This window comes from Comamonas sp. SCN 65-56 (assembly GCF_001724135.1).
Classification (GTDB): domain Bacteria; phylum Pseudomonadota; class Gammaproteobacteria; order Burkholderiales; family Burkholderiaceae_C; genus Comamonas_C.
Map to the genome: position 1 here is coordinate 368,612 of NZ_MEDS01000025.1, position 24,485 is coordinate 393,096.

Genomic DNA, 24,485 nt, shown 5'->3' on the forward strand with positions numbered 1-24,485 from the left:
CTTCAAGCAAATAGTAGTAGCGAAATAGTAGTAGCGTGTCATGTCTTTCATGTAGCCGAACCACGGTTCACGCAGAAGTGCAAAGCTTGTCCTGAATTTTGAAGGCGGGTATTGCACTTTAAAATTGAGGTCACCCTGAAAATTCTGGGTTATGGTCAAAGCGACTCACGGCGAAACTCGCTAGCAGAACGAAAAAAAGCACCCCGAAGCTGAAGCACAGAACTGCGTGGCGCTCCAGCTCGAAGTATCCATCACCAAGGATGGACGAAAACAGAGCGTAGTTGAATAGCAGTCCACTCAACAGAAACATGAAGGCCCAGCGGCGCTGTTTCAGCAGCCAAGCCACCAGCGCAGCAAGCGCCGGTCCGAGGGCGACAAGCCAGATGAGCAACACGGTTACACCCACGGGGACCTTATTGACCAATGGATCGACGGACTGGAGATAGTAGGGTTGGCTGCTGCCTATTTCGGCGTTACTCTGACCAGCGCGAAATTCGATCCCATTGAAGTGGGAACGGCTGCCGTTGTCTATAAAGGCGTAATCTGCTTCTTCAATGTGACCTATGTGGTGTTGTAGAAACCCATTGTGGTGCTGCGCAATGTTCCGGATGATCGTGACGAGGGTTGCAGGCTCCTGCACCACGGCTTTGGCAACACCGACGAGGGAGAGTTTCAGAATCTTTGGACAATGCGCCATGAACTCGCCCTCGGGCTTGGTATACAGGTTCTTTCCTGAAAATTGCAGGCACCCCTGCGGCGGCAGACCCATATGCTCCAGCATCTTGGTCGGATTCTTGGATGCGGGCAGCAGCATGCTGAAAACGGTATTGGTCCGATTGGTAGCGGTCTCTATGTAGATGCGTTTTTTGGCGGCGGCGTTGTAGGCCAGTATCGGCAGCAGACAGGCGGCTACGATCAGCACCCATTTGGCCGCAGATGCGAGCGATGGCTTCTTGCGTGGGCGCGACACGACCATGGCGGAACCCACGAGCAAGGCCACGGCTAGCAGAAGAAACATGTACTGGTTGCGGTTGAGCGAAAGGAAGGCCAGGCATACGGCGCCCCAGACAAGAGCCCCGCGCAGCGAGACGAGTTGAAACAGCCACAGCCATGCAACGCCCACGAACAGGGTGGCCATGGCGAAGGCGGAAAATTCCGCATACCAGGTGTTCAGAAACAGCAGGTTGATCGGGTCGGCCACCAGCAGTACCCAGCCCGCAAATCCCAAGGCCGCCAGTGGTCTTGCGGTCATCCTTCTGAAGATGAGCCAGATACCCAGCAGCCAGCCCAGGAGCGCAGGTACGGTGGCGATCTTGATGTCCATCGTGCCGTCGCTGGCGCGAAACGCAGCCATCGTGCCGAATTGGATGGCCTTGAAAAGCAGATCGGACGAGGGATAGATGGGTGCATGCCATGTGTCCGACTGAACAAAATACCTGTAGGGCCGCTCTGGCGTCATTTCATAGAGCGCCTTGGGCGAATCCTTGGGATTCAGGCCGAAGACCCGCAACGTGCGTATCTGGTCGTAGTTGTTGGCGTAGGCCAGCATCGGATCGGCGGCCCAGAAGGTGACTGCGCGCAGCGTGGCAACGGCGAGGATGATGCAGGCCAGCAGTTTTGCTGCCGTCTTGTATCGGGTCATAGATGCCGAGTTGGGAGCGAAACGCTGAACACGAACTTCTTGTCGAGGTGGTATTTGGCGACGTAGCCGACGACAAGGCCGGTCACGCCGCCCAAGTATCGCATCCGCGCCGTTCCGAACGCGAGCCAGAACCCGTACTCGAAGCCCCAGAAGATGGCCGTGGTCACCACCCCCATGAGGGTGTAGAGCACGAACGTCCTGCTATCGTGACCGACGTTCTGCGGCGTGAAGCGGAAGATAAACCGCTTGTCAAGGATGTATTTGACAACCAGGCCCGTGCCCGTGCCGACGAAAATGGAGAACCAGATGCCTGAGGACCAGAGTCGCAGCGCAAGGTCCTGTGAACCGATGTTCACTCCGATGGCCACAGCGCAGAACAGCGCATAAAGCAGGGCAATGCGCATAGGTTCAGATATCCAGCTTGTTGAACACGAAGCGCGGCAGGTGGCGGATCACCAGCATGATGAGCGCCCACTTGCCGGGGGCATACACCACGGGCTGGCCTGTTGCGATGGCTTTCACGATGCTCCGTGCCACCGCCTCGGCGCTGGCGAGCCTGGCGCCGCTTTGCTTGAGGTGCGCGGTCATTGGCGTGTCCGTGGGACCGGGTTTGGCCAGCGTAACGCGCACGGGGCTGCCCGCCAGGGCCAACCGGTGCTGCAGGCCTTGCGCGTAGCGGTCCACCAGCCCCTTGGCCGCGCCGTAGATGTAGTTGCTCTTGCGGCCCCGATCCCCGGCCACCGAGCCTATGAGGCACAGCCGCCCGTGGCGTGCCTGCTGCATCGGACCTATGAAGGCTTCGGCTATGAGTGCTGGAGACAAGGCGTTGACCCGTAGGGCGTCCTGTACGGCATACAGGTCGTCTTGGCAGGCCGACTGATCGGGCAGCGAGCCGTGAGCGATCAGCACGATATCGACAGGCCCGGCGGCAACTGCATCGCGTGCCAGCACGGCGATGGCGCCCACGTCGTCGAAGCGCAGTTCGGCGGTGCGTGCCGTAACACTCGCGCCGCGTGTGCACAGGTCGGCGGCGAGGGAGGCGGCCCGCTGGGCATCGCGGCCCACGAGCAGGAAGTCGCAGGGGCCTTGCTGCGCCCACAGGCGGCCGCATTGGTGGGCGATGGCAGAGGTGGCGCCGATGACGACGATTCTTTGAGGAGGGTTCATGAGGGTCAACTTCCCATCAATCGGCGCGACATGGCGGAGCTGATGCCAGGGTCGCGGTACGGAAGGAATTGCTCCCACTGGGGGTAGCCGGATTGAAAGAGCGGGGCGGGCATGCGCGCATCCTTGGCAGGGTAGATGCGCCCACGTGCCGCGCCGACGATAGCGTCCAACCGGCCGAAAAGGCGCAGGGTTTCGTCACCCTGGTTGGGGAAGTCCAGCGCCAGCGTGATACCGGGCTGCGGAAAGCTCAACAGGCCGAGCGAGGGGCGGTGGCCGAAGGTTTTCAGAACGGCCAAGAAGGAGCCCTGACCGCTTTCGGCGATCTGCGCCAGCATGGCTTCGATAGCCCGGTCGCCACCCTGGAACGGCACCACGCACTGGTATTGGTAAAAGCCACGGGGGCCGTACATGCGGTTCCAGTGCCCGATGCCGTCAAGCGGGTAAAAAAACGGCAGGTAGTGGCTGACAGCCTTGCCAGCGCGTGCGCGGTGCGAGTGGTAGTACAGCGCGTTGAAGCCGCGCAGGCTCGCTGCATTGACCAGGGAAAGTGGCGGCGTCAACGGCATGGACAGGCTGCACCGTCGGGGCGCCTGGGCGGCCCCCCGGGTCGCGGCGTCGCAGTGGTTGGCCCGCATGAAGAGGCCGCGTCCGCGTCTGCTCAAGCAGTCGATCCAAGAAACGGTGTATTCCCACTCGGCTTCCGACTCGGCCACCAGTGCATAGAAACACTCCAGCGTATCGAATGCGATGGTTTCGGTTTCCATCCAGGGGCCGGCAACCGGACGCAACTGGAGCGTGGCCCGGGCGATGAGCCCCGTCAAGCCCAAGCCGCCCACGGTCGCGTGGAACCATTCGGCCTCTTGCTCAGGGCCGCAGACGATGGTGCAGCCATCGGTGCGCAGCAAGGTCAGCGAGCACACGTGGTTGCCGAACGAGCCGGTGGTATGGTGGTTTTTGCCATGGACGTCGTTGGCGATGGCGCCGCCCACGGTCACGTACTGGGTGCCGGGCGTTACCGGCAGCATCCAGCCGCGCGGGGCCAGCAGGCGCTGGATGTCGGCGAGCAGGGCGCCGGCCTGACAGGTGAGGCGGCCGGTGGAGGCATCGAAGTCCAGCCAGTGATCCATGCCGGGTGTCAGCCACAACGCGCCTCCGGGGTTCAGGCACACGTCGCCATAGCTGCGACCCATGCCATAAGGCAGGACGCTGCGCCCGGCTTCGGGCCGAGGCAGCATGCCGCCCGACATACCATCCAGGGGCAGCGCCTGGTGCAGCTCGGCATTCAGGCGGCCCCAGGAGCTGACGCGCATCACCAAGGCCATCCCACAGTGGCCACCGCGAACGAGGCGGCGAACGCGGCGCCGCAGGCCAGGCTCACCCGATCCTTGACGGCAAAGACCACCGGGTCGTCGTGCATCTCACCCCGGTGGGATTGGAGCCACATCCAGCTGATCCAATACACCAGCACCCCCACGGTGACCACGATGGCGTGGGGTTGGGTATACAGGATCTGCGCGGTGTCTCCGTGCAGGTACAGGGACAGCACGACGGCTGAGGCATACCCTGCGGCGATCCCGAGCATCTGCACCAGGGCAGCGTCTTGCGCGACGTAGCCTCGCCCGTGCGCGGCGGCGGTTTCGTCACGCTGGACCAGCAGGCGCAATTCAGCGTGACGCTTGAGAAAGGAGAGTGACAGGAACACGAAGCCCGACGTAGTCAGCAGCCAGTTTGACAACACCAGCCCGGTTGCCGCGCCCCCCGCCACAATGCGCAGGGTGTACAGGCAGGCCAACGTCAGGCAATCGAGCAACGCCAGGCGCTTGAGAATCACCGAATACCAGCAGGTCAGCGCGAAGTACACCATCAACCAGGCCAGAAATCGCGGCCCTACGGTCAATCCCAGCACGCCACTGGCCACGATCAGCAGTGGCGCAATGGCGACGCCCCAGACCACAGGTACGCGCCCGCTGGCGAATGGGCGCATGCGCTTGCGCGGGTGCTGACGATCGCTGCCCAAATCGAGCAAATCGTTGCCGATATAGACCGCCGACGCACACAGGCTGAATGAAAAAAAGGCGATGAGCAGGGTGACCCAGTCCGCCCCGTTGGTAAAGCGGTGCGCAGCCAGCAGCGGAACGAACAGCAGCAGGTTCTTCAGCCATTGGTGGACGCGCAGCATCCTGGCGAAGTCGCGGGTCTTCAGGGTGAGAGCGGGAATGATCTCGCCCACATTGCCATGCTCCTGAGCCGCCTTCAACACGGCAGCGGGTGCGTTGACCACGATGGCCTGGCGGGCTACCTCCCAGACCGGCAGGTCATCGCGCGAGTTGCCCACATAGTCGAAGCCCTGACGACCAAACTGCTGCATCAACCGGTCGGCCTTGCGGGCTGCAGACAGGTTGACCTGCCCGTCACTGGCGATGACTTCGTCGAAGATGCCCAAGTGCCGTGCAATGGCCTGCGCTGTCTGCATGTCCGCCGCAGTACACAGCACTAGCCGTCGGTCCGCGAGCTTTTCTGTCTGCAACCAAGTCAGTAATTCACTGTTGTAGGGCAGCGTGCTGGCGTCCAGGGACACGCGCCGTGCCAACTGCTGCTTGAGGTACGCCTTGCCGCGCATCAGCCATGCGGGCAGAAGGAACGCGTACAGGAACTGCTCCTTCGCCAGAGTCAGCAACTGCTCATGCAGGCTATCCGTGAGGACCAGGGTGCCGTCCAGATCGACAACTAGGGGTGTGCAGGGGAACTCGCGGCGCATTACTGTGGATCAACAAGCGAACGTCTAACAGACTGCTGAAATACCCCCTCGCGAACGGGGCCTGCCGCTTCGAGATGCTGTTTTCGGCTACCGCGCTTTCGCATCATGAAATTTTTACCTGGCTTTCACCTGGCAATCTCAACTTTAAAGTGTAACACCCGCACCTGGGGTAAGTTGCACAGATGGGAACACGATACAGACCACTGCAAGCCGAAGAGCGTATGACGCTGGCGGCGCTGCGCCGGCAAGGCTTGAGCCTGCGGGCCATGGGTCGATGCATGGGGCGCAGCGCCAGCACCCTCAGCCGCGAGTTGCGGCGCAATGCCAGCGCGAGCGATGGCTACCTCAGCAGCAGCGCCTACAGCACCAGCTGCTTTGATCTGCATTCAAAAAATCAATGTCTCGGAGAAACCGGGCAGGTCAAAGAATTCAAGCGGATCACCTGCGCCACATACACGGCCGCCAACACGGCCACCAGTGCCACGGCCAGCGCATCCCACCAGGGCCACGCGCCCACCGCGCGCCCGATCCGCCGCAGGGCCGCGCACACCATGCCCACCGTCGCCAATTCCACGGCCGCCACCAGCACGCGCACCAGGTCGTGGATTCCACGGCACTTGTCGGAAAAGCTGGCATAGCCAAACAACACCCAGCCATACACCAGCAGCACCAGCGCCAGGCTGAGCCAGCGGTACTGGCGCAGCACGGCGACGCCCAGCCCACGATGGCCGTGCCCCGTCACGAGAGACGCTCCCGCTTCCTCACGGCTGGAACCACGAAGGCACCTTGAAGCGCACGATCGCCAGGTACGCCGCCACGTAGGAGATGACGAACACCACGCAAAACGCCATCAGCACCCAGCCATGGCGCCAGAACAGCAGAGCCGGCACCACCGTCAGCAAGGTGAACGCCCAGAGATAGGGCGAGGTGCGGCTGTTACGCCTGAGCATGCGGCGGGCGGCGTCATCGTCCAGCACCCGGCGCACGATGCGCCGGTAGATGAGCTGGTGAAAATGCAGCGCGTCGGCCACGCCGGGCGAAACCCCGCGCACCAGGCGCCGGTAGATCGAGAAAATCGTCTCCCACACCGGGTAGATCAGCAGCAACATGGGAAACCACGGCGAGACCTCGGGGTTGCGTTGCACCAACGACAAACTGCCAAACGCAATCACCACGCCCCAGATGTAGGCCCCTCCGTCGCCCGCGAACAGCAGGCCCCGCGGGTAGTTCCAGACCAGGAACCCGCCCGTGGCGGCCGCCAGCGAGACCAGCGCGGCCGCCAGGCCGCGGTCACCCACCTGCAGGGCCACGTGCGCCAGCGCCAGGCACACGATGACGGCCACCATGCTGGAAAGACCGTTGTAGCCATCGATGATGTTGAAGGCATGCGGCAAACCGGCCACCGCCAGCAGCGCCACCAGCACCCCAAGCCAAGGTACGTCGGCCCATGCCGCGTCGATCCAGGGCACCCCCACGCTCGGCAGCCTCAGGCCGAGCAGCCCGACGGCCAGCAGCGCCGTGAGGGACGACAGCAGCAGCCGGTAGCGCGGTGCAAGGCGCTGCGTCACGTCCTCGATCATCCCGCCCACCACGGCCGGCAACAACGCCACCCACCACCAGACGATCCAGTCGTCCAGGTGCAGCGATGACGGGTCTCCGAGCCACGAGGTCAGACGGCCCGCACCCCAGCTCAGGCTCAGTCCGGCGAAAATCGCCAGCCCGCCCAGGCGCGGCACGTTGCCGAGGTGAAACCGCTGGGGCTTGTCCTGCGCGTAAACGATCCGATGGCGCGCAGCCCAGCGCATGACGCCCAGCGCCGCCGCGACGGTGGACATGAAGGCCAGCAGCGAGAGCCAGATCATCGGTGCGCGGCTCCTGCGGCGGCGCGCCGCCTTGAGGCGCGCGGCGTAAGCCCGGTACCTGGCATGATGAGCGCCACCCGTTTCACCTCAAGAGCCCGCGCAGGCGCGCCCGCCAAGAGCGATCCGGCCTGGCAAGCAGCGCATCGTGCTGGCGCTGCACTTCGCTGAGCTTCGCGCGGGAAACCTCCAGCTCCCCCTCGAAGCGCGCGATCAGCTCCTTGGCCTCGCCAAAGGCCTTCTGGTGCTCGAGCAGCGACGCGTGCTCCAGCGCATGGCGCTGCTGCAGCGCGCGCAGCTCCTCGCGCAGGGCACGCGCCTCGCCGCGCCACTGCTCACCCTGCCACTGGCGCGACTCGCGCGCGGGGACGGCCAGCGCCATCCACTGGTACACGTCGAAATCGGGCCAACCCATCAGCAGGTATTCCCGCCATGGGCCCGACAAAGCCTGGCCATGATGGGCGAATTCGCTGCGCTCCAGCGGCACCCGGTGCGCCTCCCAGGCCACCGGCACCCAGCCGCAATCCATCAGCATTTCTTCCAGGCTGCGGCGGGTAAAGAAATGCACGTGGGTGCGATCGAGCAAGCCCTTGTCGCCGTACTCGAACACCCCCGCGCGCAATCCGGCCAGCACGCCCGCGTAGGCCACGTTGGGCACCGACACCACCAGGCAGCCCGAAGGCTCGAGCATCCCGGCCAGCGCCGCGAGCACCTGCCGCGGCTGGCGCAGGTGCTCCAGCACGTCGCAGGCCAGCACAGCGCCAAAGCACCGCCCCGCCAGCGCATCGCGCCATTGCATGGCCTCCAGGTCGGCCTGCACCACCTGCACCTGCAATTGCCGCAAATCCTGCACCGCCGCCGGGTCGCTCTCGATCGCCGTCACCTCGTGGCCGCCCTGCAGCAGCACCCGTGTCATCGCGCCCGGCCCAGGACCGAGCTCCAGCACCGAAACATCTTGGGGGACGCGCCGCAGCAGACGTGCAGGCCATTCGTCACCCTTGGGATCAAAGGCGTAGTCATAACGCTCGATACTGCTCACCCTCTCCTCCCGTTCAAACGGCGGGGCGCCACATCTGGTCCCACTGCCCCCAATGCCACCAAGCCCACGGGCGCTCGCGCACGTCGCTCTCCAGCTGCGCGATCACCGTGTCGATCGCCGCCGCCGGATCGCCGCCGAGCACCTGCAGACGTACCTGCAGCCGGTCGGGCGCCAGGCTGAACGCGCGCCCATGCACCAGCGCGGCGCCGGTGGACTGGGCCAAGCGCTCTATCCCCGTCGGCAGCTGCAAGACCCCCCCCAGAAACCGGTGCGCGCGCAAGCGGCCGAATTCCGGCGCCCAAGCGTCTGCCAGGATTATCCACGCCTGGCCTTGGCGCAAACCCTCGTGCACCGGGCGCAGGGGCTCGCCGGAAGTACGCCACTGGCCCCGGGTGATGTCGGTCAAGGTTCGAATCTTGCGCATCAGAAAGCGCCGCTGAACGTCACCCAGGCCCGGGTTTTCCAGCACCGGCATGGTGAGCATGCCCAGTCGGATCCCCCGACGCGCCAGCGCAACCGCCACGGCGACCAGGCGATCATAATGATTGAGCACCAAAATGAAGCCCTGCCCGGCCTGCTGCAGAGCAAGCACCTCTTCCCAGCCATCCGCACTGATGGCCGGCCCTCCACGTTCACCGAGCCGGTGCAACGCCACGGCATCCAGCATTTCCGTCGCCAGCATGTCCATGTGGGCACGCGCCCAGCGCTCACGCTCCTGCGCACTCGATTGCGGAAACACCTGCTCGAACCGATCCCGCAGAAAGCGCTCGGTGGCCAGGCGCGAGGCCCGCGGGTCCCGACCGAGCCGATGCGCCATCCGCCAGGGCCAGGTGGTGGGCACGCGCCCCAGCGCGGGGAAGGCCCAGCGCAAGCGCCAGTCCTGCATCATTCGATCTGCAGCCACTCGTGCTCCAGCCACACCAGCCCCACTTCACGGCGCGACTGGTTGAGCACCGTGAACGGTTGCACCAGCTCCGCCATGTCCAGCACCTGCAGCCCGGTGTCATCGAGCGTGTAGACGCTCCAGAGGTATTCGCCGGACAGCAGCGGCAGGCGCGCAAAGCGGACGCGCACGACGTGCGTGCCCGCGCCGCGCAGCGCGGGCTGGTTCTCGAGGAATTGCGTGCTCGAACCGAACACGTTGTCCTTGTCCGGCCGGACGATGGAAAAACCGACGTGAAACGGCGTGTCCGCATACGCCTCCAGCTCGATGCGCAACGTCAGGTCCTGGAACGAGTCCACCTGCGCCGGGTTGACGCCGTCGGACGTCTCCGTGCTGACCTGCATGATCTTCACCGGGGCGGTGGCGGCCGTGTCGGCAGCGAGCGCCGCAGACGGCCGCGCGGTGGCAGGCGCATTCTCACGCAAATGCGCGTACCTGCGTCGCTCGTGCGCCTCATAGGCTGTTGCGACGCCTTCGGTCGCGCCTAACTCCAGCATCCGCCCTTGGTGCATCCAGGCTGCACGCTCGCACAAACTACGCACCTGATAGAGGTTGTGCGAGCAAAAAAGCACCGTCGCCCCACGCTCGCGCAGTTGCAAGATCCGGTTCAAGCTTTTTTTCTGGAAATGCAGGTCTCCCACCGAGAGCGCCTCGTCAACGATCAGCACCTGCGGGTCGATGGCCGTTGCCGCTGCAAATGCCAGGCGCATGAACATGCCGGATGAGTAAGTTTTTACCGGTCGCCGGAGGGTATCCGCAGACAATTCGGAAAACGCCATGGCGCGCTCGGCAAAATCTTCTGCTGCCTCCCCCTCCAGTCCATGCAGCGCGGCCATGAAGCGAATATTGTCGCAGCCTGACTCCTCCGGATGAAAACCGGCGCCCAACTCCAGCAGCGCCGCGATGCGGCCCTGCCGCGTGACCGTGCCTTGCGTCGGTTGAATGGTTCCAGCAGCAATTTTCAGCAGGGTGCTTTTGCCAGCGCCGTTTTCCCCAATCAAGCCAAATGTTTCCCCAGCTCGAATCTCCAGATTGGTCTTGGCCAAGGCAACATGCACCTGATGTCGCTGGCGGCGCGTCAACAGTTCCCACAGGCGATCATGAGGGCGTGCATACACCGCATAACGCTTCTCCACATCCTTGAACGCAATCGACATCAAAGCGCCTCGCCCAATGCGGTCTTCATGGAACGAAAAAACCACGCGCCACCAACACCCAGCAGCAACACCCAGGCCGCAAGCGCCCAAACCGTACCCGCAGGCATGGCCAGACCAAGCACCGACCGCTCCACCGCCATGATCATGCAGGCAATCGGGTTGAGCAAGAACCAGGCATGAAACCGCTCGGGCACCTGAGCCAAGGGATAAACCACCGGAGTCAGATAAAACCACAATTGCAGGCCGAAAGTGACGATAGAGCCTACGTCGCGCCAAAGGAAATGGGCCATGCTAAGCAACATGGTCAAACCCATCGTCACGACCAATTGCGCCAGAATGAGCGCGGGAAGCCAAACCCACGTGACAAGTACCGGGGCGCCTTGGCTTACGCTCACCAGCAAAAACAAGGCATACCCGATAAACATGGCCAACAGACTGCCACCCACCGAGACTGCCGGAAGAATTTCCGCCGGCATGGGTTGTTTGCGCAGAAAGTCTTCATAGGCCACCAGGCAGCCCACCCCTCGGCCTATGGCGTCAGTGAATGGCAACCACACGGCCAAGCCTGCCAACAGATGCAGAAGATACCCATTGGCCTGTTCCAGGCCCGGCACGCGTACGGCCAACACCAGGCCGAAGAGCACATAAAAAATGGCCAGAGACGCGACCGGCTGAACGAACGCCCATGCCAGCCCAAGCATCGAGCCGGCATAACGCGTCTTGTATTCGCGCAACAACCAGTACCGCAACAGCACCCACGCCCGACGCGTCTGTCCTGCAGACACGCCTTGCAATGCGTGGGCATGATGGTCTCTCATTGGATAGGCTCAGTGGTCACGGAAAGGAGCTCGCGCGCTTCGATCAAACCCTGCTCAAACGCCTGTGCACAGGCACTCCAGTGCTGCTCTTGGGCAAAGGCCCGGGCGCGGTGGCACAGAGTTTGCCTCAAGACATCGTTCTCAAGCAGGCGGCTCAGTGCTTCGGTCAAAGCTTCCGGGGTAGGGTCGGTGAGCAGCGCCACCTCGTCATTGAGCAACCACTCCACACATTCGCCTCGGTTGGATACCACCGCGCATCCGGCCGCCATCAATTCCAGCGGCATCAGTGACAGGTTGGTCAAAGACAGGACGAGCGCGGCGTCGCACTGGCTGAACACGTCCGCGAGCTCCTTTGGAGAAATCACGCCCGTCGCGAGATGAGGAAACGGTATGTGGTAGTCATCCACGTCCCAGCCAGCCAGTATGAACTGCGTCTCCGGCAAACGGCGAGAGACTGCTTCGAGCACCAGCAAACCGAGCTCAAAAGCCCGTCGCGGCGTCGGTGGGCGTGCGTAGAAGAAGACACGTTTGACGCTGGTATCGCGCTTGGGCCGAGGATAATAGAGCTCGTGGTCCACGCCAAAATGGATGGCGTGGGTAGCCATGCCATATTCAGCCTTGAGCTTGCATGCCAACCATGCGCCCGCGGTAATGCCAAAAAACCCGAAGTGATAGGTGTTTTCGGCCAGCACGGATTCCGTGCCCGTGGGGTAGAAGCTAGGCTCAAAGTCTTGCACGAAATACAATTTCTTGACACGCAGAGCGCTGATCGCACGCACCGGATACGCCGTCTGCCAGCCGGTAGCCACGACGAATTCGCTGTTCGGCAAAGCCTGGAACCCAAGGAAAACCTTGGCATTCAACGGAAAGAAGTGCTGACAGATATCGTTTCGCGCCAGCTCGGCACTGGCATGAACCGTCGGGTCGACGATGACGATGCTTGATTCCCAGCCCATGCGCTCGAGGTGCCAGACCATGCGAAAAATGGTTTGATGCCCTCCCGAGCCGATGTTGAAATCCGGGATAAACCACAGCAGCGTATTGGAGCGTGCCGGCTCTGCCGACAAGTGCACGGCTTCGGTGCGTATGAAATCGTAGTGAGCAAAGACGTTTCGGTTCTTGATCGGTGCGCCCGGCCCGTGCTTGAGCCGCGTTTTGACCATGAACAACGTCCGGCTGATGCCATGGCGCCGCAACAGCTCTCGCACTTGCCGCAGTCGCAACCAAAACAATCCCAGCATAGTCTCTCAACGGGTGAATTTTTGAAAACCGGAGCACAAAAGCGCTTGGCGGTCGAGAAATTGCATGATCGGTCAACCAGCCTTGCCACGTTGCAAGGTGTGATCACGAGACAATGCCCGTCGCAAGCAACCGGGCAGGCGCGCGTGGCGTGTACCTAGCCACTGCCCCAAGACGCGCGCCGTTTCGATAAAAGCCATGTATACGCACTGGCTGAGCCAGTGCACACCACGCACATCGGCCTGGCGTAGCCACTGAGCATCGCGTCGAGTCAGGCCGACAGCACTGTGCGCAGCACGCAAAAGGCGTGGCTGCATCTGATAGCCAAAATACCGTTGGAACGAACGCGCCTCGTCAAAATTGCGCTGCAGCGTCTCCCAGACGCCAAAGTCGTGCGAATGGTACACCGCTGCTTGCGGCACATAGGCCTTGGCATGGCCCGCCTTGATCGCAGCGAGCATCCAGGTTTGGTCCTCGGCAAACATCACGTCGGGGAAAGGCAGGTGCTCCCACACCGAACGGCGCAGGCAGGAATTGTTGTTTGAAAAAAAATGCAGCCACTGCCGGTAGCCGATATCGCGCTCGAAGCGCTCGCGGTCGTCCAGGCGCACACGCGAGAGCACGCTGCCAAACCCTGAAAAATGCGTCTGCAGCTCGCGCTGCGTCACGAGCCGCGCGCCAGGATGTGCGCGATGCGGGCCAAACGCGCCGGCCACATCGGGCGCGCTGTCGCAGCCTTGCACCAGGTGCTCGAGCCAATGCTCGTCCACGGGGCGCGCGTCCTGCGTGATGAAGACCAGGAACTGCCCCCGAGACAGGCTGGCCAAGTGATTGCGCGTGCGCCCGTGACCAAACGCCGCGGGTGCAACCGTTTCCACCCGCACGCCGCGCTGACGCGCAAGCGCCAGCGAGCCGTCCGTCGAGCCGGAATCAGCGACGATGACTTCATACGGCCATGGCGTCTGCTGCGCCAACACGGCATCGAGCACCCGGGCCAGCAGCGGGCCGCCATTCTTGACCGGGATCAAGATGGACGCGCGTACGGAGGTGTTCATATGGACAATGTCGGGCCAGCCGCAAACCAACGGCCCTTGCGGCTACTTGCGTCGCCCGGTGCGGCATCGATGCGCAAAGCCCGCAAGTTTAACCGGGGCCCCCATCGTGCTGCAATACGCACCGGGCGCACGCCAGGTGCGCGCCCCATCGGAGCTCAGGCCGCCTACTTGGCAGCCGGAGCGGTGGCCTGAGCCGGCCGCGCTGTCGAGGCTCCGCGCTCGAACAGAGCTTCGATCGCCTTGTCGTTGATCTTCACGCCGTACTTGTCGAACATCTTCGCCTGGACGCTTTTCTGCGTCTGCTCACGGCAGTAGCTGACCGCGCGCTTGACCGCGGCGTCCTTGGCCTCGTCCCAAGTCAGGGTACGCGCCGGGTGTTTGTCCATCACGCGGAACAGGTAGATGTACTCACCTTCGGGCACCGGCCCCACCATGTCGCCAGGCGGCACGCTGGCGATGGCGCGCATGATGGGTGTGTCATCGGACAGCGTCACCCAGCCGAGATCACCTTGCGGGTCATTGTTGTACACCTTGGAGGCCTGCTGCGCGGCCTGCTCGAAGGTCTGCTGGTGCGCCCCCATGTCGGTGATCTGCTTGAGCAGCCAGCCTGCCACAGCCATGCCTTCGATCTGCCCCGTGCGCGGCAGCATGATGCGCTGCAGGCGCACCATGGTCGGCACCTGGAAGGCTGCGGGCGTGGCGTCGTAGAACTTGCGCGCGGCCGCGGCGTCCGCGGGCGCAAGGCACACCGGCGCCAGTTTGGTGAAAACGGCTTGGCCATAAATGTCGTCAAAGCGCTGCTCCTTGCCTTCGGAGCGCCGGGGCACGCCGAGCGACGAGCCTTCGAGAGTGAGCGCACGGGTCAGGGCCATCTCCTTGACAATCCCTTGTACGCCAAACAAATTGCGGCTGGCCTGGCGCAGATCGAGACGGCGCTCGGTGTAGCGCGACAAATCATCGGCGCTGATGGTCTCGCCATTGGCGAAAACCGCCAGCGCGGCCGAAGCAGGCGCCGATGCTGGCTCATCCGCGGCTAGTGTCAGGCCGGTGCAGGCCAAGCCCAGAACCAGCACGAGCAGCCGCTTGAGATTCATGATTTCCATGTTTGAATACACCATCAATGCAAAGGGGCGGCCCGATCCCAGAGCGGGCCGTAAATCACGTCAGAACGCTTGCCGGTGGAGTTGAGTACCACAGCGTCCACTTCACCATCACCGTCGATATCACGCAGCAGGACATCGGTAGAAAACCCGCTGGTCGGCAGCACACGCGATTCAAGCACCTGGCCCGCATCATCCAGACGCTGCAGACGAAGCCGCATATCCTCACCCCAGAGCACCAGGTTGTCGCCCAGCGCTGCTGCCGCCGCGCTGCCCTTGCGAGTACCCGCAATCCACTGAAGTTCCCCCGTGCGCAGGTCGATGCGCGCATTGCGTTCACCGGTCTCGAGCGCCACATACAACCAGCGCCCCGAAGGTGACGGCCGTGCCTGGCGCGCAACGGCATCAAACTCGGCCAGCGTGTGCGGCGCGGCGCGCGGGTTGGCATCGCTCACCGCCACCACCTTCTTACCGTCCAAGCAGGCGACCACGTGGCCGCCCGCCGCCTCGCCAGGCAGCTTGTCGACGTGAACCGGGTGCCAGGGTGTCCGGCACCAGGTGGTGCGCTGCACCCGGTCGGGCGTGCTGCCATCGGCACGCCAATCCACCCAGGCCACCCAGTCGCCAGAATACGGCGTGGCCAGCAGCTGGTAACTGCCATCGGCGGCGCTGACCCGCACGACATCGCGCGGCGAAAACCCCAACGCCACCTGGTGCACGCGCACCAGGCGGCCCTCGACCACGCGGAAGATATCCAGGCTGGCGCTGGCCTCCACCGCCGCGGCCAGCAGGTCATCGGCCAGCCATGCAGCGGAATCGGGGTGGTAGGCCAGCGGCTGCGCATCAAGGCGCCGCGCCTGCCGTCCCGTCAGTTCGATAAGTGCTAGGCGGCTTTCCTCATGCTCCACGGCGGCAAGCAGACAGCGCTTGCGCTCTGGCCGACATTGCAGATCGCCGCCCCAGGAATCGGCCAAGTCAAAATGCAACGCCGCGTTCGGAGCCGTCGCCTGCGGCCGCACGGGCGCAGAGGCCTGACAGGCGGCCAACAACGCCGTCGCGGCCGCGGCCAGCGCACGCAAAAAAACCCCATCCCAGCGCCTCATGGAAACTCCTCGCACCTTGCAGCATGAAAAACAGCGCCTTGCGGCGCTGTTTTTGGTGGCTGTTACCAGCCGAGCTATCCGAACCACGTACGCGCGCCGCAAGGCGCAACGCACATGGGTCAGATATCAATAGTGGAAGCCCAGCACGGACTGCGTGGCACCCCAAGCGGGAGCGTTGATCACGCTGTACGAGAAAATGCTGCCGGGAGCGGTAAGATCGGTCGTATCCCACTCGATGAAACCATCGACGAAATTGGCAGGACGACCAGGAATGGTCGACGGATCAAACCAGTCGAGTTCGGTGTGCGTCAGATTGAAGTTCACCGACTTGCGGTTTTGCTTGTCGTCAAACATGTTGACGGTATGCACGCCGCTTTGATCGCCCGTAGACCACACCACGATATTGGTATTGGCGCCCGCATCGAGGAAGTAACGCATGTTGAGCGTATCCCCGAACGATGCAGCACCGCCGACGGCCGTCAACGAAGTAGCGTCGAGCGTGGAGAGATTGGGCGTTCCAATGGTCAAGGGGCCATCGATCACAGGCAGATAGGCCACGTCTTGCGCCGCGGTATCCACCGTGAAGGCGTGGGCCGCAAGGCTCCCACCCAAACCGGCGGTCGCCGGATCCGTGCAACCAGTGTTGGTGCTGGAGGCAAACACCAGATAGCCGCGCTGGTCGGCCAAGCCCAGACCCGCGGTTGCGTCGTTCCAGACAAAACCTTGGTAGTCCTTGTCCGTCATGGTGAAGCAGCTATCGGTCACGTGACCGGAATCCTGATTGAAGAAGGTCCAGTACACGGACACCGGAGCGCCAGACTGGTTGATCAAGCCGACACCGGTGAACAGGTTGGAACCATTGTGGATCACGTTGGGCACTACGACGCCATTACTGAAGGTACCAGCGGTATAAGCTTGCGCCCCGCCGGCCATCATTGCTGCGGCAGCGACGGCTGCCAAGGCAAGTTTTTTCATCTTTTCAGATCCTTAAAAATTGAAGGAAGCTCTCCCCCGCAACCGAGGGTAACGCAACCCATCCGCCACTCGTTTGGGTTGGGGTGATCTTACTGGCTCACACCCTGGCTTTCAACAAAGTTTGAGTGAAAAACAACATCCGGCAACGTTATAGCAAAAAAACAACAGTTAGAAACGGCCATCAGGAGGACTTGGACGGATCTGCCTGTTTCTGGAACAGCGGATTGACGACGGGCGCATGAAACCATACGCCATCGATGCGTTGCCACGGATCCTGAATATCGGTGTCCATGTTTTTGATGCGCATCATCGGAATACTGTAGCGCTGATGAACCGCGACCTTGGCGGTGTCTCCCGAAATTTCCTGGACGCCGCGCACTTGCACCGCATCGAACACCATGCCGCCGCGCTTGAGGTAGCCCTCGAGCGTGGAGGTGCCGGTCTTGGATGCCGCCTCGTAAGACCAGGCCTTCACCCGGTCGTTGGCCTTGACGGCGGCCCAGTAGGCGGTGGCGCGCTCCAGCAGCGCCGCCTGGTCGGCGCCGGAGCCCGGCTGGGTGGCGCAGCCTGCCAAGGCCCAGGCCGCGACGGGAAGCACCAGGCCTGCGAGGAAACGGCGGCGCCGAGGTAAAGAACGGTTCATCATTTGCAATGATCCCTCTGAAAAAAACACGACGGGTTATTGAGGCGGGGCGGGCCGCGCCGGTTCCGCCGGCGCGGGCTGCGCGCCGCTACCCGGGGGCAGCAGCACGTTTTGCAGCGTGAGCGAGCGCATGCGCTCGCGCATCTCGGCGCTGGCGGCGCGCAGGGCTTCGTCGTCCTCGATCACGCGGGGGGTGATCACGACGAGCAGTTCGGTGCGCGCGCTGGTGCTGGTGTCGGTGGAGAAGAGCGCGCCCAGGATGGGGATGTTGCGCAGGCCGGGCACGCCGCTGTTGCCGGTGGATTCGTTTTCGCTCATGACGCCGCCGAGCACGATGGGGTCGCCCGAGCGCACGGCCACGCGGCTCTGGATCTGGCGCGTGAGGAAGGCGCGCTGGCCGGTGGCCGAATCGATGTCGCCGACGTCGGTGACCTGCTGCAGGATGTCGAGCGTGACCAGGCCACCCGCGTTGACCGAGGGGGTGACGTTGAGCATGACGCCGGTGTCCTTGTAGACGATGGATTCGGTGAGCAGGTTGCTGTTGGTCGAGATGGACGTGGACTGTTTGATCGGCTGCTGCTTGCCCACCAGGATGGTGGCGCTGTGGTTGTCCAGCACCAGCACCGAGGGGTTGGAGAGCACGCGCAACTGGGAATTGGCGGCCAGCGCGTTGAGCGTGGCGCGCACCGCGCCGGCGCGGTTGAGGATGGTGTAGGAAAAGCCCGGCGTCTGCGCGCCAATGGCGCCGCCGTCGGTGCGGTTGTTCAGCAACGCCTGGCCGACGCGGTCGCGGCTCATGGAATTTTCGATGAACCATTCGACGCCGTACTTGAGGTTGCCGGTGAGGCTGACCTCGACGATGCTGGCCTCGATCAGCACCTGGGTGGGGGCGGTGTCGAGCTGGCGCAGGGCCTGTTCGATGCGGCGGTATTCGGCGCGCGGCGCGCGGATCAGGAGGGCGTTGCGCTTGTCGTCGGCGACCACGCGCACGTTGCCTTCAAGCCGCACGGTGGTGGTCAGTGGCCCTGGAGTGGCGACACCGGTGTTGCCCAGCTTCGGCGCCCCCAGCGTGCCCAGCGTGCTGCCGGAGGTCGTTCCCATGCCGGTGATGCCGGTGGTCTGCAGGCCGCCCATGCCCGTGCCCGACCCCACCACCCCCGGGGCGGATGCCGCGCCAAACTGGGTGGGCGCGGTGCCCGCGGCAATGCCGGGCTGCGTGGTGGTCTGGCTGGCGCCAAAGAGGTTGTTGAGCATCTCCGCCAAGTGCGTGGCCGAGGCGTTTTGCACCGGGTAGACGTACAGGCGCGGCTCCAGGCTGTCGGTGGGCTGGTCGAGCCGCCGGATCCAGGTTTCCACCTGGGACAGCATATGGCGGCGCGGCGTGACGACGACGATGGCGTTCAGGCGCTCGACGGGAAAGACGCGGATCAGGTCGGAGAGCGGGCTGCCGGCCGCAGCATCGGTGATGGGCTGCGACGCGCCCGAGCCCATGTCGGTCGTTGGAGCCGCGGCTGCAGGCACGCCCTTGGCCGTGGCTGCGCCTGCCGCGCCACCGGCCGCGGGCGCCGCGGCGGCGTTGCCGGCGAAGGGGTCGGCACCCGCTGCGGCGCCGCCCGCGCTCAGCATGGCCTGCAGCGCATCGCGCACAACGTTGACGTTGGCGTTTTCGAGCACGAAGACACCGAGAGACATGCCCTTGAGGAAATCGACGTCAAACGCATCGACCAGGTCCATCCAGCCCTGCAACTGCGCCTTGCTGCCCTGCAGCACGAGCAGGTTGCGGATGCGGTCGACATAGACGATGGATTCACGCGGCGCGAGCGGGGCCAGGATCTTGGCCATTTCGGAGGCGCCGATGTAGTTGAGCGGCACGATCATGGTGCCGCTGCCCGCGAGCTGCTTGAGCTTGGCGCTATCGAGCACCGGCCGGGTGCCGGCGGTGGCGCTGCGCTTGGTGACGTGGTAGACGCCGGCGCTGTCGCGCACGATGGCAAGGTCGTGCGGCAGCAGCGCGGTGTCGAGCACGTCAAGCACCTGGCCGCGCGGCAGCGGCTGGCGCGTGCGCAGGCTGATGGTGACGTCGTTGCCGGCGTCTATGGTGTAGTTCAGGTGCAGCAGGTCGCCGAGCAGCGCGGCGGCGAGGTTGCCTATGGGCACGTTCTCGAAGTTGAGCGAAACGCCGGCGCCGCTGCTGAGCACGGGATCGACCTTGGGCGCGATATTGCGCTTGAAGAGTTCGTCGGTGCCGGGATAGAGGTGGGATCGGGCGCCCTCGGCGGCGGTCTTGCCCGTGTCCTGCGCCGCAGCATCAGCTTCAAGCGCCGCCGCCTGGCGGCTGGCAGGGCGCGTCGCGGGCGTCTGAGCGGGCGGGGCATCGATGGTCACGGAGGTGCGTAGCGCCGGCTCCATGCTGGCGCAACCAGTGGCCAGCAGCAGGCACAGGGCGAGGGGGGTGAGACGAAGGATCATGGTGGGGTACTCCAGGGCGCGCGGGGCGCATTCAGCGTTTGCCGACCGGCACGGGCTTGGCCGGTGCGGCTGCGGGTGCGGCGCCATGCTCCAGCGCGCGCTCGACGCGTCTGCCCGCGGACGTGAATACGGCCGTGCGGCCATCGAAAGATTCCAGGCGCCACGGCTGGCTCTGCGCCGTGAGTTTGAGGTTGCTGCCATCCGCGCGCTGCAGCAGCGCGATCTGGCTGTTGCCGGACGCGACGACGGCCAGGAGTCGTGCCTTGGCGAGATCGGAGTCGGCGCCGGACTGCGCCCCCGCCTGCTCCATCGGCCGACGCGCAGCCCACAACAGAGGGCGTGCCAGCGCCTGGCCCATGTTGGGGCGCGCCGGGGCCCCCAGCGCGGCCAGCGCGGGCAGTTGCGGTGCGAGCGCCACCGGGGGCTGCCAATCGTTTTTCCGCGTTTGCCACAGCCCCGCACCGACCGCCAGAACCAGCAGCGCAAGCACGCCGAGGACATGCCACGGGCGCATCATCGGGCCGCCTTTTCGGGCGCGAGCGGCGCCTGTACCTGCAGGACCAGACGCGCAGTCTGGGCGGAATTGGGCGTGGCCGGGCCGTCGCGCGAGAGCGTGGCGGCACTGACCCAGTACGGCGGCGTCGCTGCCTGCAGTTCCTGCATGAAGCGCACGAGATCGCTCCACGTGCCGGTGATGGCGGTGCTGGCCTGCACCCGGGCGAGCGTGTCGTCGGCGGCAGCCTCCAGCGCCGCTTGCGAGGACACCTGGGTATTGCCCGATGCGGCAATGCGCTCGCGCAGGCTTTGCTGCAGCGCATTGGCGGCGTTCTCGCCCGCGGGATGCAACCAGGGCGACACCGCCGAGCGCGCGACCTGCAATTGCTGCGTGATCTGCGGCCCGGCGTCGACGATACCCTCCAGGCGTTCGCCGCGCGCCTGCAGCTGCGCCAGGCCAGTGTCGTAGCGCTGCCAAAGCACGCGATACGCCCAGACCGCGCCCAGCGCGGTGATGAGCAGGCACACCAGCGTGAGCACGGCGGCGCGGCGAGTCCAGGCGTTCACGGCTTGCCCTCCTGCGCGGACGGCTCGCGCCAGCGCATTTCGATGGTGAAGCGTTCCTTGGCCAAGGCGTTGTCGCGCACGCTGGCGGCGCTGGCGTGCACGTCGGCCAAGGCGGGCTGGCGCGCCAGTTGCGTCAGGAGCTCCCCGGCGTTGTCCGCAACGCCAGTGATGCGGATGGTGGTGCCACTGACGTCGATGCGTTCGAGCCAGGCCCCGTCGGGCACGGTGCGAGCGATCAGCTCGATGGCGCTGGCCAGGGGCAACCGGGCGGCGTTGGCGGTTTTCAGGGCATCGGCAAGCCCGGCCTGCTGGTGCAATTCGTCGAGCTGCTGGCGCAGCGGCGCGGCCTGCTGCTCGAGCGCGGTGACGTGCGCCATGGCGCGTGTCACCGCCCTGTGCTTGAGCGCCAGGGGTACGGCTGCGGGCGTGAACAGTGCCGCCACCAGTGCGAGCGTCAGCGCCACGCACACCAAACGCCATGAGCCCTGCCCGGTCCGCGGCGCGCCAGCGAGCTGGCGCACGGGCAGCGCCTGATCATCGCCCGACTGCAGGAACACGGGCGCCGAGGCATCGAGTCCGGCTTGCGCCAGCGCTGCCTGCAGGCCTTCGCGTCGACCGATGCCCCATTGCACCTGCCAGGAACCGTCGGCATGGGGCTCGGCACGCCAGGCACACAGCATCTGCTGCGGCGGCAAGGGGCTGACGCGCCACAAGGCTTCGTCAAGCGCCGAGGGCAGCTCGCGCCGCGGCATGGCGGGCAGCGCCAGGCTGCCCCACAGGCAGTCGGCACGCGACACCAGCAGACCTTGCGCCGCCTGCGTCCCGCGCGCAGGACGCAGGCGCGTGGCGGTCAACTGGCGCTGCTCCCCGGTGGCAGTGCACAGCACCAAGGTAGCGGCGGGCCAAAAGCCGCGCTCCGCCAGCCAACGACCCAGATCGCTCCAGCCCCAGGCGAGGCGATCCAGTGCCGCGACCAAACGCTGATTCAAGCGTTTGCTGGCGCTCATGGCTGACCTTGGGATGGTGGGGTGGGCATGCGATGCGTGGCTTCGAGTGAAATCGTGGTCCAAGGGGTAAGCGTGTCCGGGCGCGGATTCAGATCCATCCATGCCTCTCGCTCCCACCAACGCCCTTCATCGCTGCGCACACTTGCAATCACCTTGACCATGCCGCCAGTTGTAGCAGCAGCACCAAAAAGTTGCGCCAAGCTGTCGGACTGCGACCAAGCAGCACGCATTTCTGGTGGTGTGGAGTAGATGCGCTCACCCAAACCGGGCTGGCCTGTCAAGGCGTCGATCAAGGCCGGTGGCGTGGCATCCAAAACAAGGTGCTGTTGCCCATTCAGACCCAAATAGGGCGAAATTATGTCATACAGCTCCGGGGTCATTCCGAGCACCATGCGCAGCTCGGTGAGGTCGGCCAGCGCGCCATTGCGCGGCAGCACCGGCCAGCCGGCGGCGCGGTACTGCGCCGCCTCGGCACCACCGACACCGCTGGGCGTATCGTCCGGATCGATGTAGTCGTGAATGCGCGCCGCCATGATGGCCGCCTGGTCGGCGCTCAGGCTGCCCACGCGCTGCAGGAAGGTGGTGAGCAGCGCGTCGCTCGCCACGTTGACGTCGATCAACCCGACCGACGGAATGACCTGCAACTGCACATCCCACGCATCGAGCTGCATGTGCCAAATGCCATATCCGCGGCTCCTGGCCGGGTCGGCGATGAGTGCCTGCACCGCAAGCTGGCGCGCCGCATCGAGCACGGGCTCGACGCGCAGCCGTTCGAGATCAACACTGCCGTGCTGGTTGTGCTGGCGCACGCTGCGCACGCCGGCGAGCACCGTGAGCGAGAGCGCGGCCACCAGCCACAGCACGAGAATGAGCGCGGCGCCGCGCATGCGCAGGGGGTAGCCGGGCATCACCGCGCCCTCGGCAAGGCAAAGACCAGCTCGGGCCATGCGCCCTGCGCGTCGGCGAGTTGCAGGCGCACGCGCGCCGGGTAGCTGGCGCGCGTGGCGTCCCATTGCTGCGACCACTCGCCGGTGGCACCGTCCTGGTAGTACCACTGCAGCGTGCGCAGGTCGGGCACGAGCACCTCGCGCAGCGCGTGGCTCCAGTCCAGTGCCATCCCTGCGCCGTCGTAGGGCAGCGCCTCGATCGCCAAATCGACGCGGCCGTCGTCGTGGCGCAGCGGCGTGGCGCGCAGCACGTGCAGGCCACCGGCTTCGCCGCGTTCGGGCAGAGGCGCGACCCACATGGCGCCGGCGGCGTTGCCACTGAAAAACAGTACGAAGCGCCCGCCATCCTGCTGCGCGAGCATGCGCAAGGTATCGAACTTGCCGGAAAGCCAATCGGACGCCTGCAGCATACGCGCGGCGCGGTCCATGGTCTGCTGGCCGCGCTCCTGCGTGCGCCCGATGAGCGCATAGCCCGAGAACAGCAGCGCGATCACCGCGACGGTGACGGCCAGCGCAATCAGCAACTCGATCAGCGTGAAGCCGCGCTGGCGTGAAGACGAGCGCGGCTTCACGGCGCTGCCCCATAGGGTTTGAAGCCGACCCAGGTGAGCACCGGGCGGCCAAGGTGTGCGACGACGAGTTGCACGCGCGCAACGCGCACTGGCACCGTGGCCTGGGCACCGCCGACCTCACGCAGGACAGTCTGCTCCGGCACCACCTGCAACGTCCACTGCCAATCGCCATCGGTACCAGCGGGCTTGCGCACCATGTCCTCGGCAAAGGTGGCAGAGGCAAAGATCGACCGCGCCAGCAGGTTGGCCTGGATGCGCTCGTCGAGCGCCGAGGCGTTGAAGGCGCTCTGCCCCACCGTGCGGTAGAGCGCGACGAAGGCGATGGACGCGATGGCAAGCGCCACCAGCGCCTCCAGCAGGCTGAAGCCCCGCGGGGCGCGTCGCCACGGCAGGCGGGGCCTCATGGGGACGCTGCCTCGGCTAGCTGCACGGTGCCGAGCAACCAGTTGATGCGAAACAGCACAACGCGCGCGCCGCGCGCCAGCGCCAGTTGTCCACCGCGCGCGCGCCCGTCGGCGTTGAAGGAAAAGATCGGCTCGCCGACCGCGGCACGGTCCGCGCTGGCGGCGGGCATGGGGGTGTACGTGAATTCCAGCGCGGGCGCGATGTCCAGCACCGCCTGCCCGTCGATGGCGAGCTGCCGGGTCTGCGGCAGATAGGAGACGACGACGGGTTTCCCCTCTTGCTGCGAGAGGCCGCGGGCGCGGCCCAGTTGCGTGGCCAGGTCGAGTACGGTCTGGTGGTAGCGCGCGCGATCCAGATAGGCTTGCGCGCTGACACCGACGACACCTACCGCGACGGCCGCGATCACGAGCACGACCAGCAGTTCGATCAGGGTGAAGCCCCGAAGGGTACGCTGCGTCGCCCTGCCCGATGACCAAGCCTGCTCAGCCACGGAGCACCCCATGACGAACCCGAGCAGTTGGTGCG

At 64.9% G+C, this 24,485-nt stretch carries 25 protein-coding genes and 1 pseudogene; 1 reads left to right on the plus strand and 25 read right to left on the minus strand.

The window, feature by feature from the left end; genetic code table 11:
• Nucleotides 1–130 precede the first annotated feature (130 nt).
• Genes ABS45_RS14625 through ABS45_RS14645 form a run of 5 tightly spaced genes read right to left on the minus strand, consistent with a single transcriptional unit; the run spans nucleotide 131 to nucleotide 5,567 of the window.
• On the minus strand, nucleotides 131–1,642 hold the full coding sequence (locus tag ABS45_RS14625; RefSeq protein ID WP_291556587.1) for a hypothetical protein: 1,512 nt from the start codon (nucleotides 1,640–1,642) through the stop codon (nucleotides 131–133).
• Complete coding sequence (locus ABS45_RS14630; protein WP_291556589.1) at nucleotides 1,639–2,046, minus strand: GtrA family protein; 408 nt, start codon at nucleotides 2,044–2,046, stop codon at nucleotides 1,639–1,641. The genes ABS45_RS14625 and ABS45_RS14630 overlap by 4 nt, the downstream gene beginning before the upstream one ends.
• Nucleotides 2,047–2,050: 4 nt before the next feature.
• Nucleotides 2,051–2,809, minus strand: a complete 759-nt coding sequence (locus ABS45_RS14635; RefSeq protein ID WP_291556592.1) for an SDR family NAD(P)-dependent oxidoreductase — start codon at nucleotides 2,807–2,809, stop codon at nucleotides 2,051–2,053.
• Between the two features lie 5 nt (nucleotides 2,810–2,814).
• Nucleotides 2,815–4,119 carry an FAD-binding oxidoreductase gene (locus tag ABS45_RS14640; RefSeq protein ID WP_291556594.1) on the minus strand — a complete coding sequence of 435 codons (1,305 nt, stop codon included), beginning with the start codon at nucleotides 4,117–4,119 and terminating at the stop codon, nucleotides 2,815–2,817.
• On the minus strand, nucleotides 4,119–5,567 hold the full coding sequence (locus ABS45_RS14645) for a UbiA family prenyltransferase (RefSeq protein WP_291556596.1): 1,449 nt from the start codon (nucleotides 5,565–5,567) through the stop codon (nucleotides 4,119–4,121). The genes ABS45_RS14640 and ABS45_RS14645 overlap by 1 nt, the downstream gene beginning before the upstream one ends.
• Before the next feature lie 182 nt (nucleotides 5,568–5,749).
• Between ABS45_RS14645 and ABS45_RS17645 the strand changes: the two are divergent.
• Nucleotides 5,750–5,878: pseudogene (locus ABS45_RS17645) on the plus strand (helix-turn-helix domain-containing protein); the annotation flags it as partial.
• Nucleotides 5,879–5,961: 83 nt separating this feature from the next.
• Here ABS45_RS17645 and ABS45_RS14650 read toward each other — a convergent pair.
• The 20 genes from ABS45_RS14650 to ABS45_RS14745 form a co-directional block, all read right to left on the minus strand.
• Nucleotides 5,962–6,309 (minus strand): hypothetical protein, encoded by a 348-nt coding sequence (locus tag ABS45_RS14650; RefSeq protein ID WP_291556597.1) that lies wholly within the window; start codon nucleotides 6,307–6,309, stop codon nucleotides 5,962–5,964.
• A 19-nt stretch (nucleotides 6,310–6,328) separates the two neighbouring features.
• Nucleotides 6,329–7,429, minus strand: coding sequence for a glycosyltransferase (locus ABS45_RS14655; RefSeq protein WP_291556599.1), 1,101 nt, complete (start codon nucleotides 7,427–7,429; stop codon nucleotides 6,329–6,331).
• An 82-nt stretch (nucleotides 7,430–7,511) separates the two neighbouring features.
• Complete coding sequence (locus ABS45_RS14660; RefSeq protein WP_291556601.1) at nucleotides 7,512–8,465, minus strand: class I SAM-dependent methyltransferase; 954 nt, start codon at nucleotides 8,463–8,465, stop codon at nucleotides 7,512–7,514.
• A 13-nt stretch (nucleotides 8,466–8,478) separates the two neighbouring features.
• Nucleotides 8,479–9,369 carry a hypothetical protein gene (locus ABS45_RS14665; protein WP_291556603.1) on the minus strand — a complete coding sequence of 297 codons (891 nt, stop codon included), beginning with the start codon at nucleotides 9,367–9,369 and terminating at the stop codon, nucleotides 8,479–8,481.
• A complete protein-coding gene (locus ABS45_RS14670) occupies nucleotides 9,351–10,565 on the minus strand; it encodes an ABC transporter ATP-binding protein (RefSeq protein ID WP_291556605.1) in 1,215 nt (404 codons plus the stop codon). The genes ABS45_RS14665 and ABS45_RS14670 overlap by 19 nt, the downstream gene beginning before the upstream one ends.
• Nucleotides 10,565–11,350, minus strand: a complete 786-nt coding sequence (locus ABS45_RS14675; protein WP_291556607.1) for an ABC transporter permease — start codon at nucleotides 11,348–11,350, stop codon at nucleotides 10,565–10,567. The genes ABS45_RS14670 and ABS45_RS14675 overlap by 1 nt, the downstream gene beginning before the upstream one ends.
• Before the next feature lie 29 nt (nucleotides 11,351–11,379).
• Nucleotides 11,380–12,624: a glycosyltransferase family 4 protein gene (locus ABS45_RS14680; protein ID WP_291556609.1), complete on the minus strand. Its 1,245-nt coding sequence runs from the start codon at nucleotides 12,622–12,624 to the stop codon at nucleotides 11,380–11,382.
• Between the two features lie 72 nt (nucleotides 12,625–12,696).
• Complete coding sequence (locus ABS45_RS14685; RefSeq protein ID WP_291556611.1) at nucleotides 12,697–13,677, minus strand: glycosyltransferase family 2 protein; 981 nt, start codon at nucleotides 13,675–13,677, stop codon at nucleotides 12,697–12,699.
• Nucleotides 13,678–13,841: 164 nt separating this feature from the next.
• On the minus strand, nucleotides 13,842–14,780 hold the full coding sequence (locus ABS45_RS14690) for a peptidylprolyl isomerase (RefSeq protein ID WP_291556614.1): 939 nt from the start codon (nucleotides 14,778–14,780) through the stop codon (nucleotides 13,842–13,844).
• Between the two features lie 14 nt (nucleotides 14,781–14,794).
• Complete coding sequence (locus tag ABS45_RS14695; RefSeq protein WP_291556615.1) at nucleotides 14,795–15,880, minus strand: hypothetical protein; 1,086 nt, start codon at nucleotides 15,878–15,880, stop codon at nucleotides 14,795–14,797.
• Between the two features lie 126 nt (nucleotides 15,881–16,006).
• Complete coding sequence (locus ABS45_RS14700; RefSeq protein ID WP_291556618.1) at nucleotides 16,007–16,855, minus strand: hypothetical protein; 849 nt, start codon at nucleotides 16,853–16,855, stop codon at nucleotides 16,007–16,009.
• A 181-nt stretch (nucleotides 16,856–17,036) separates the two neighbouring features.
• On the minus strand, nucleotides 17,037–17,498 hold the full coding sequence (locus ABS45_RS14705) for a hypothetical protein (RefSeq protein WP_291556620.1): 462 nt from the start codon (nucleotides 17,496–17,498) through the stop codon (nucleotides 17,037–17,039).
• Nucleotides 17,499–17,534: 36 nt separating this feature from the next.
• A complete protein-coding gene (gspD, locus tag ABS45_RS14710; RefSeq protein WP_291556622.1) occupies nucleotides 17,535–19,967 on the minus strand; it encodes a type II secretion system secretin GspD in 2,433 nt (810 codons plus the stop codon).
• Nucleotides 19,968–19,998: 31 nt separating this feature from the next.
• The gene (locus ABS45_RS14715) at nucleotides 19,999–20,484 is read right to left on the minus strand and encodes a hypothetical protein (protein ID WP_291556625.1); all 486 of its coding nucleotides are present in this window, start codon (nucleotides 20,482–20,484) and stop codon (nucleotides 19,999–20,001) included.
• Nucleotides 20,481–21,029 (minus strand): GspMb/PilO family protein, encoded by a 549-nt coding sequence (locus ABS45_RS14720; protein ID WP_291556628.1) that lies wholly within the window; start codon nucleotides 21,027–21,029, stop codon nucleotides 20,481–20,483. The genes ABS45_RS14715 and ABS45_RS14720 overlap by 4 nt, the downstream gene beginning before the upstream one ends.
• The gene (locus ABS45_RS14725; protein WP_291556631.1) at nucleotides 21,026–22,036 is read right to left on the minus strand and encodes a PilN domain-containing protein; all 1,011 of its coding nucleotides are present in this window, start codon (nucleotides 22,034–22,036) and stop codon (nucleotides 21,026–21,028) included. Before ABS45_RS14725 ends, ABS45_RS14720 begins: the two co-directional genes overlap by 4 nt.
• Nucleotides 22,033–22,944: a type II secretion system protein GspK gene (locus ABS45_RS14730; protein WP_291556634.1), complete on the minus strand. Its 912-nt coding sequence runs from the start codon at nucleotides 22,942–22,944 to the stop codon at nucleotides 22,033–22,035. The genes ABS45_RS14725 and ABS45_RS14730 overlap by 4 nt, the downstream gene beginning before the upstream one ends.
• Nucleotides 22,944–23,555, minus strand: a complete 612-nt coding sequence (locus ABS45_RS14735; RefSeq protein ID WP_291556637.1) for a prepilin-type N-terminal cleavage/methylation domain-containing protein — start codon at nucleotides 23,553–23,555, stop codon at nucleotides 22,944–22,946. Before ABS45_RS14735 ends, ABS45_RS14730 begins: the two co-directional genes overlap by 1 nt.
• Nucleotides 23,552–23,959: a prepilin-type N-terminal cleavage/methylation domain-containing protein gene (locus tag ABS45_RS14740; RefSeq protein ID WP_291556640.1), complete on the minus strand. Its 408-nt coding sequence runs from the start codon at nucleotides 23,957–23,959 to the stop codon at nucleotides 23,552–23,554. Before ABS45_RS14740 ends, ABS45_RS14735 begins: the two co-directional genes overlap by 4 nt.
• Nucleotides 23,956–24,450 carry a prepilin-type N-terminal cleavage/methylation domain-containing protein gene (locus tag ABS45_RS14745; protein WP_291556643.1) on the minus strand — a complete coding sequence of 165 codons (495 nt, stop codon included), beginning with the start codon at nucleotides 24,448–24,450 and terminating at the stop codon, nucleotides 23,956–23,958. Before ABS45_RS14745 ends, ABS45_RS14740 begins: the two co-directional genes overlap by 4 nt.
• Nucleotides 24,451–24,485: the final 35 nt, after the last annotated feature.

Coding starts and splice junctions, on each gene's coding strand:
- ABS45_RS14625 (WP_291556587.1), bottom strand. CDS start 1,642: ATGACCCGATACAAGACGGCAGCAAAACTGCTGGCCTGCATCATCCTC.
- ABS45_RS14630 (WP_291556589.1), bottom strand. CDS start 2,046: ATGCGCATTGCCCTGCTTTATGCGCTGTTCTGCGCTGTGGCCATCGGA.
- ABS45_RS14635 (WP_291556592.1), bottom strand. CDS start 2,809: ATGAACCCTCCTCAAAGAATCGTCGTCATCGGCGCCACCTCTGCCATC.
- ABS45_RS14640 (WP_291556594.1), bottom strand. CDS start 4,119: ATGCGCGTCAGCTCCTGGGGCCGCCTGAATGCCGAGCTGCACCAGGCG.
- ABS45_RS14645 (WP_291556596.1), bottom strand. CDS start 5,567: ATGCGCCGCGAGTTCCCCTGCACACCCCTAGTTGTCGATCTGGACGGC.
- ABS45_RS14655 (WP_291556599.1), bottom strand. CDS start 7,429: ATGATCTGGCTCTCGCTGCTGGCCTTCATGTCCACCGTCGCGGCGGCG.
- ABS45_RS14670 (WP_291556605.1), bottom strand. CDS start 10,565: ATGTCGATTGCGTTCAAGGATGTGGAGAAGCGTTATGCGGTGTATGCA.
- ABS45_RS14680 (WP_291556609.1), bottom strand. CDS start 12,624: ATGCTGGGATTGTTTTGGTTGCGACTGCGGCAAGTGCGAGAGCTGTTG.
- ABS45_RS14685 (WP_291556611.1), bottom strand. CDS start 13,677: ATGAACACCTCCGTACGCGCGTCCATCTTGATCCCGGTCAAGAATGGC.
- ABS45_RS14690 (WP_291556614.1), bottom strand. CDS start 14,780: ATGGAAATCATGAATCTCAAGCGGCTGCTCGTGCTGGTTCTGGGCTTG.
- ABS45_RS14695 (WP_291556615.1), bottom strand. CDS start 15,880: ATGAGGCGCTGGGATGGGGTTTTTTTGCGTGCGCTGGCCGCGGCCGCG.
- ABS45_RS14700 (WP_291556618.1), bottom strand. CDS start 16,855: ATGAAAAAACTTGCCTTGGCAGCCGTCGCTGCCGCAGCAATGATGGCC.
- ABS45_RS14705 (WP_291556620.1), bottom strand. CDS start 17,498: ATGAACCGTTCTTTACCTCGGCGCCGCCGTTTCCTCGCAGGCCTGGTG.
- gspD (WP_291556622.1), bottom strand. CDS start 19,967: ATGATCCTTCGTCTCACCCCCCTCGCCCTGTGCCTGCTGCTGGCCACT.
- ABS45_RS14715 (WP_291556625.1), bottom strand. CDS start 20,484: ATGATGCGCCCGTGGCATGTCCTCGGCGTGCTTGCGCTGCTGGTTCTG.
- ABS45_RS14725 (WP_291556631.1), bottom strand. CDS start 22,036: ATGAGCGCCAGCAAACGCTTGAATCAGCGTTTGGTCGCGGCACTGGAT.
- ABS45_RS14730 (WP_291556634.1), bottom strand. CDS start 22,944: ATGCCCGGCTACCCCCTGCGCATGCGCGGCGCCGCGCTCATTCTCGTG.
- ABS45_RS14740 (WP_291556640.1), bottom strand. CDS start 23,959: ATGAGGCCCCGCCTGCCGTGGCGACGCGCCCCGCGGGGCTTCAGCCTG.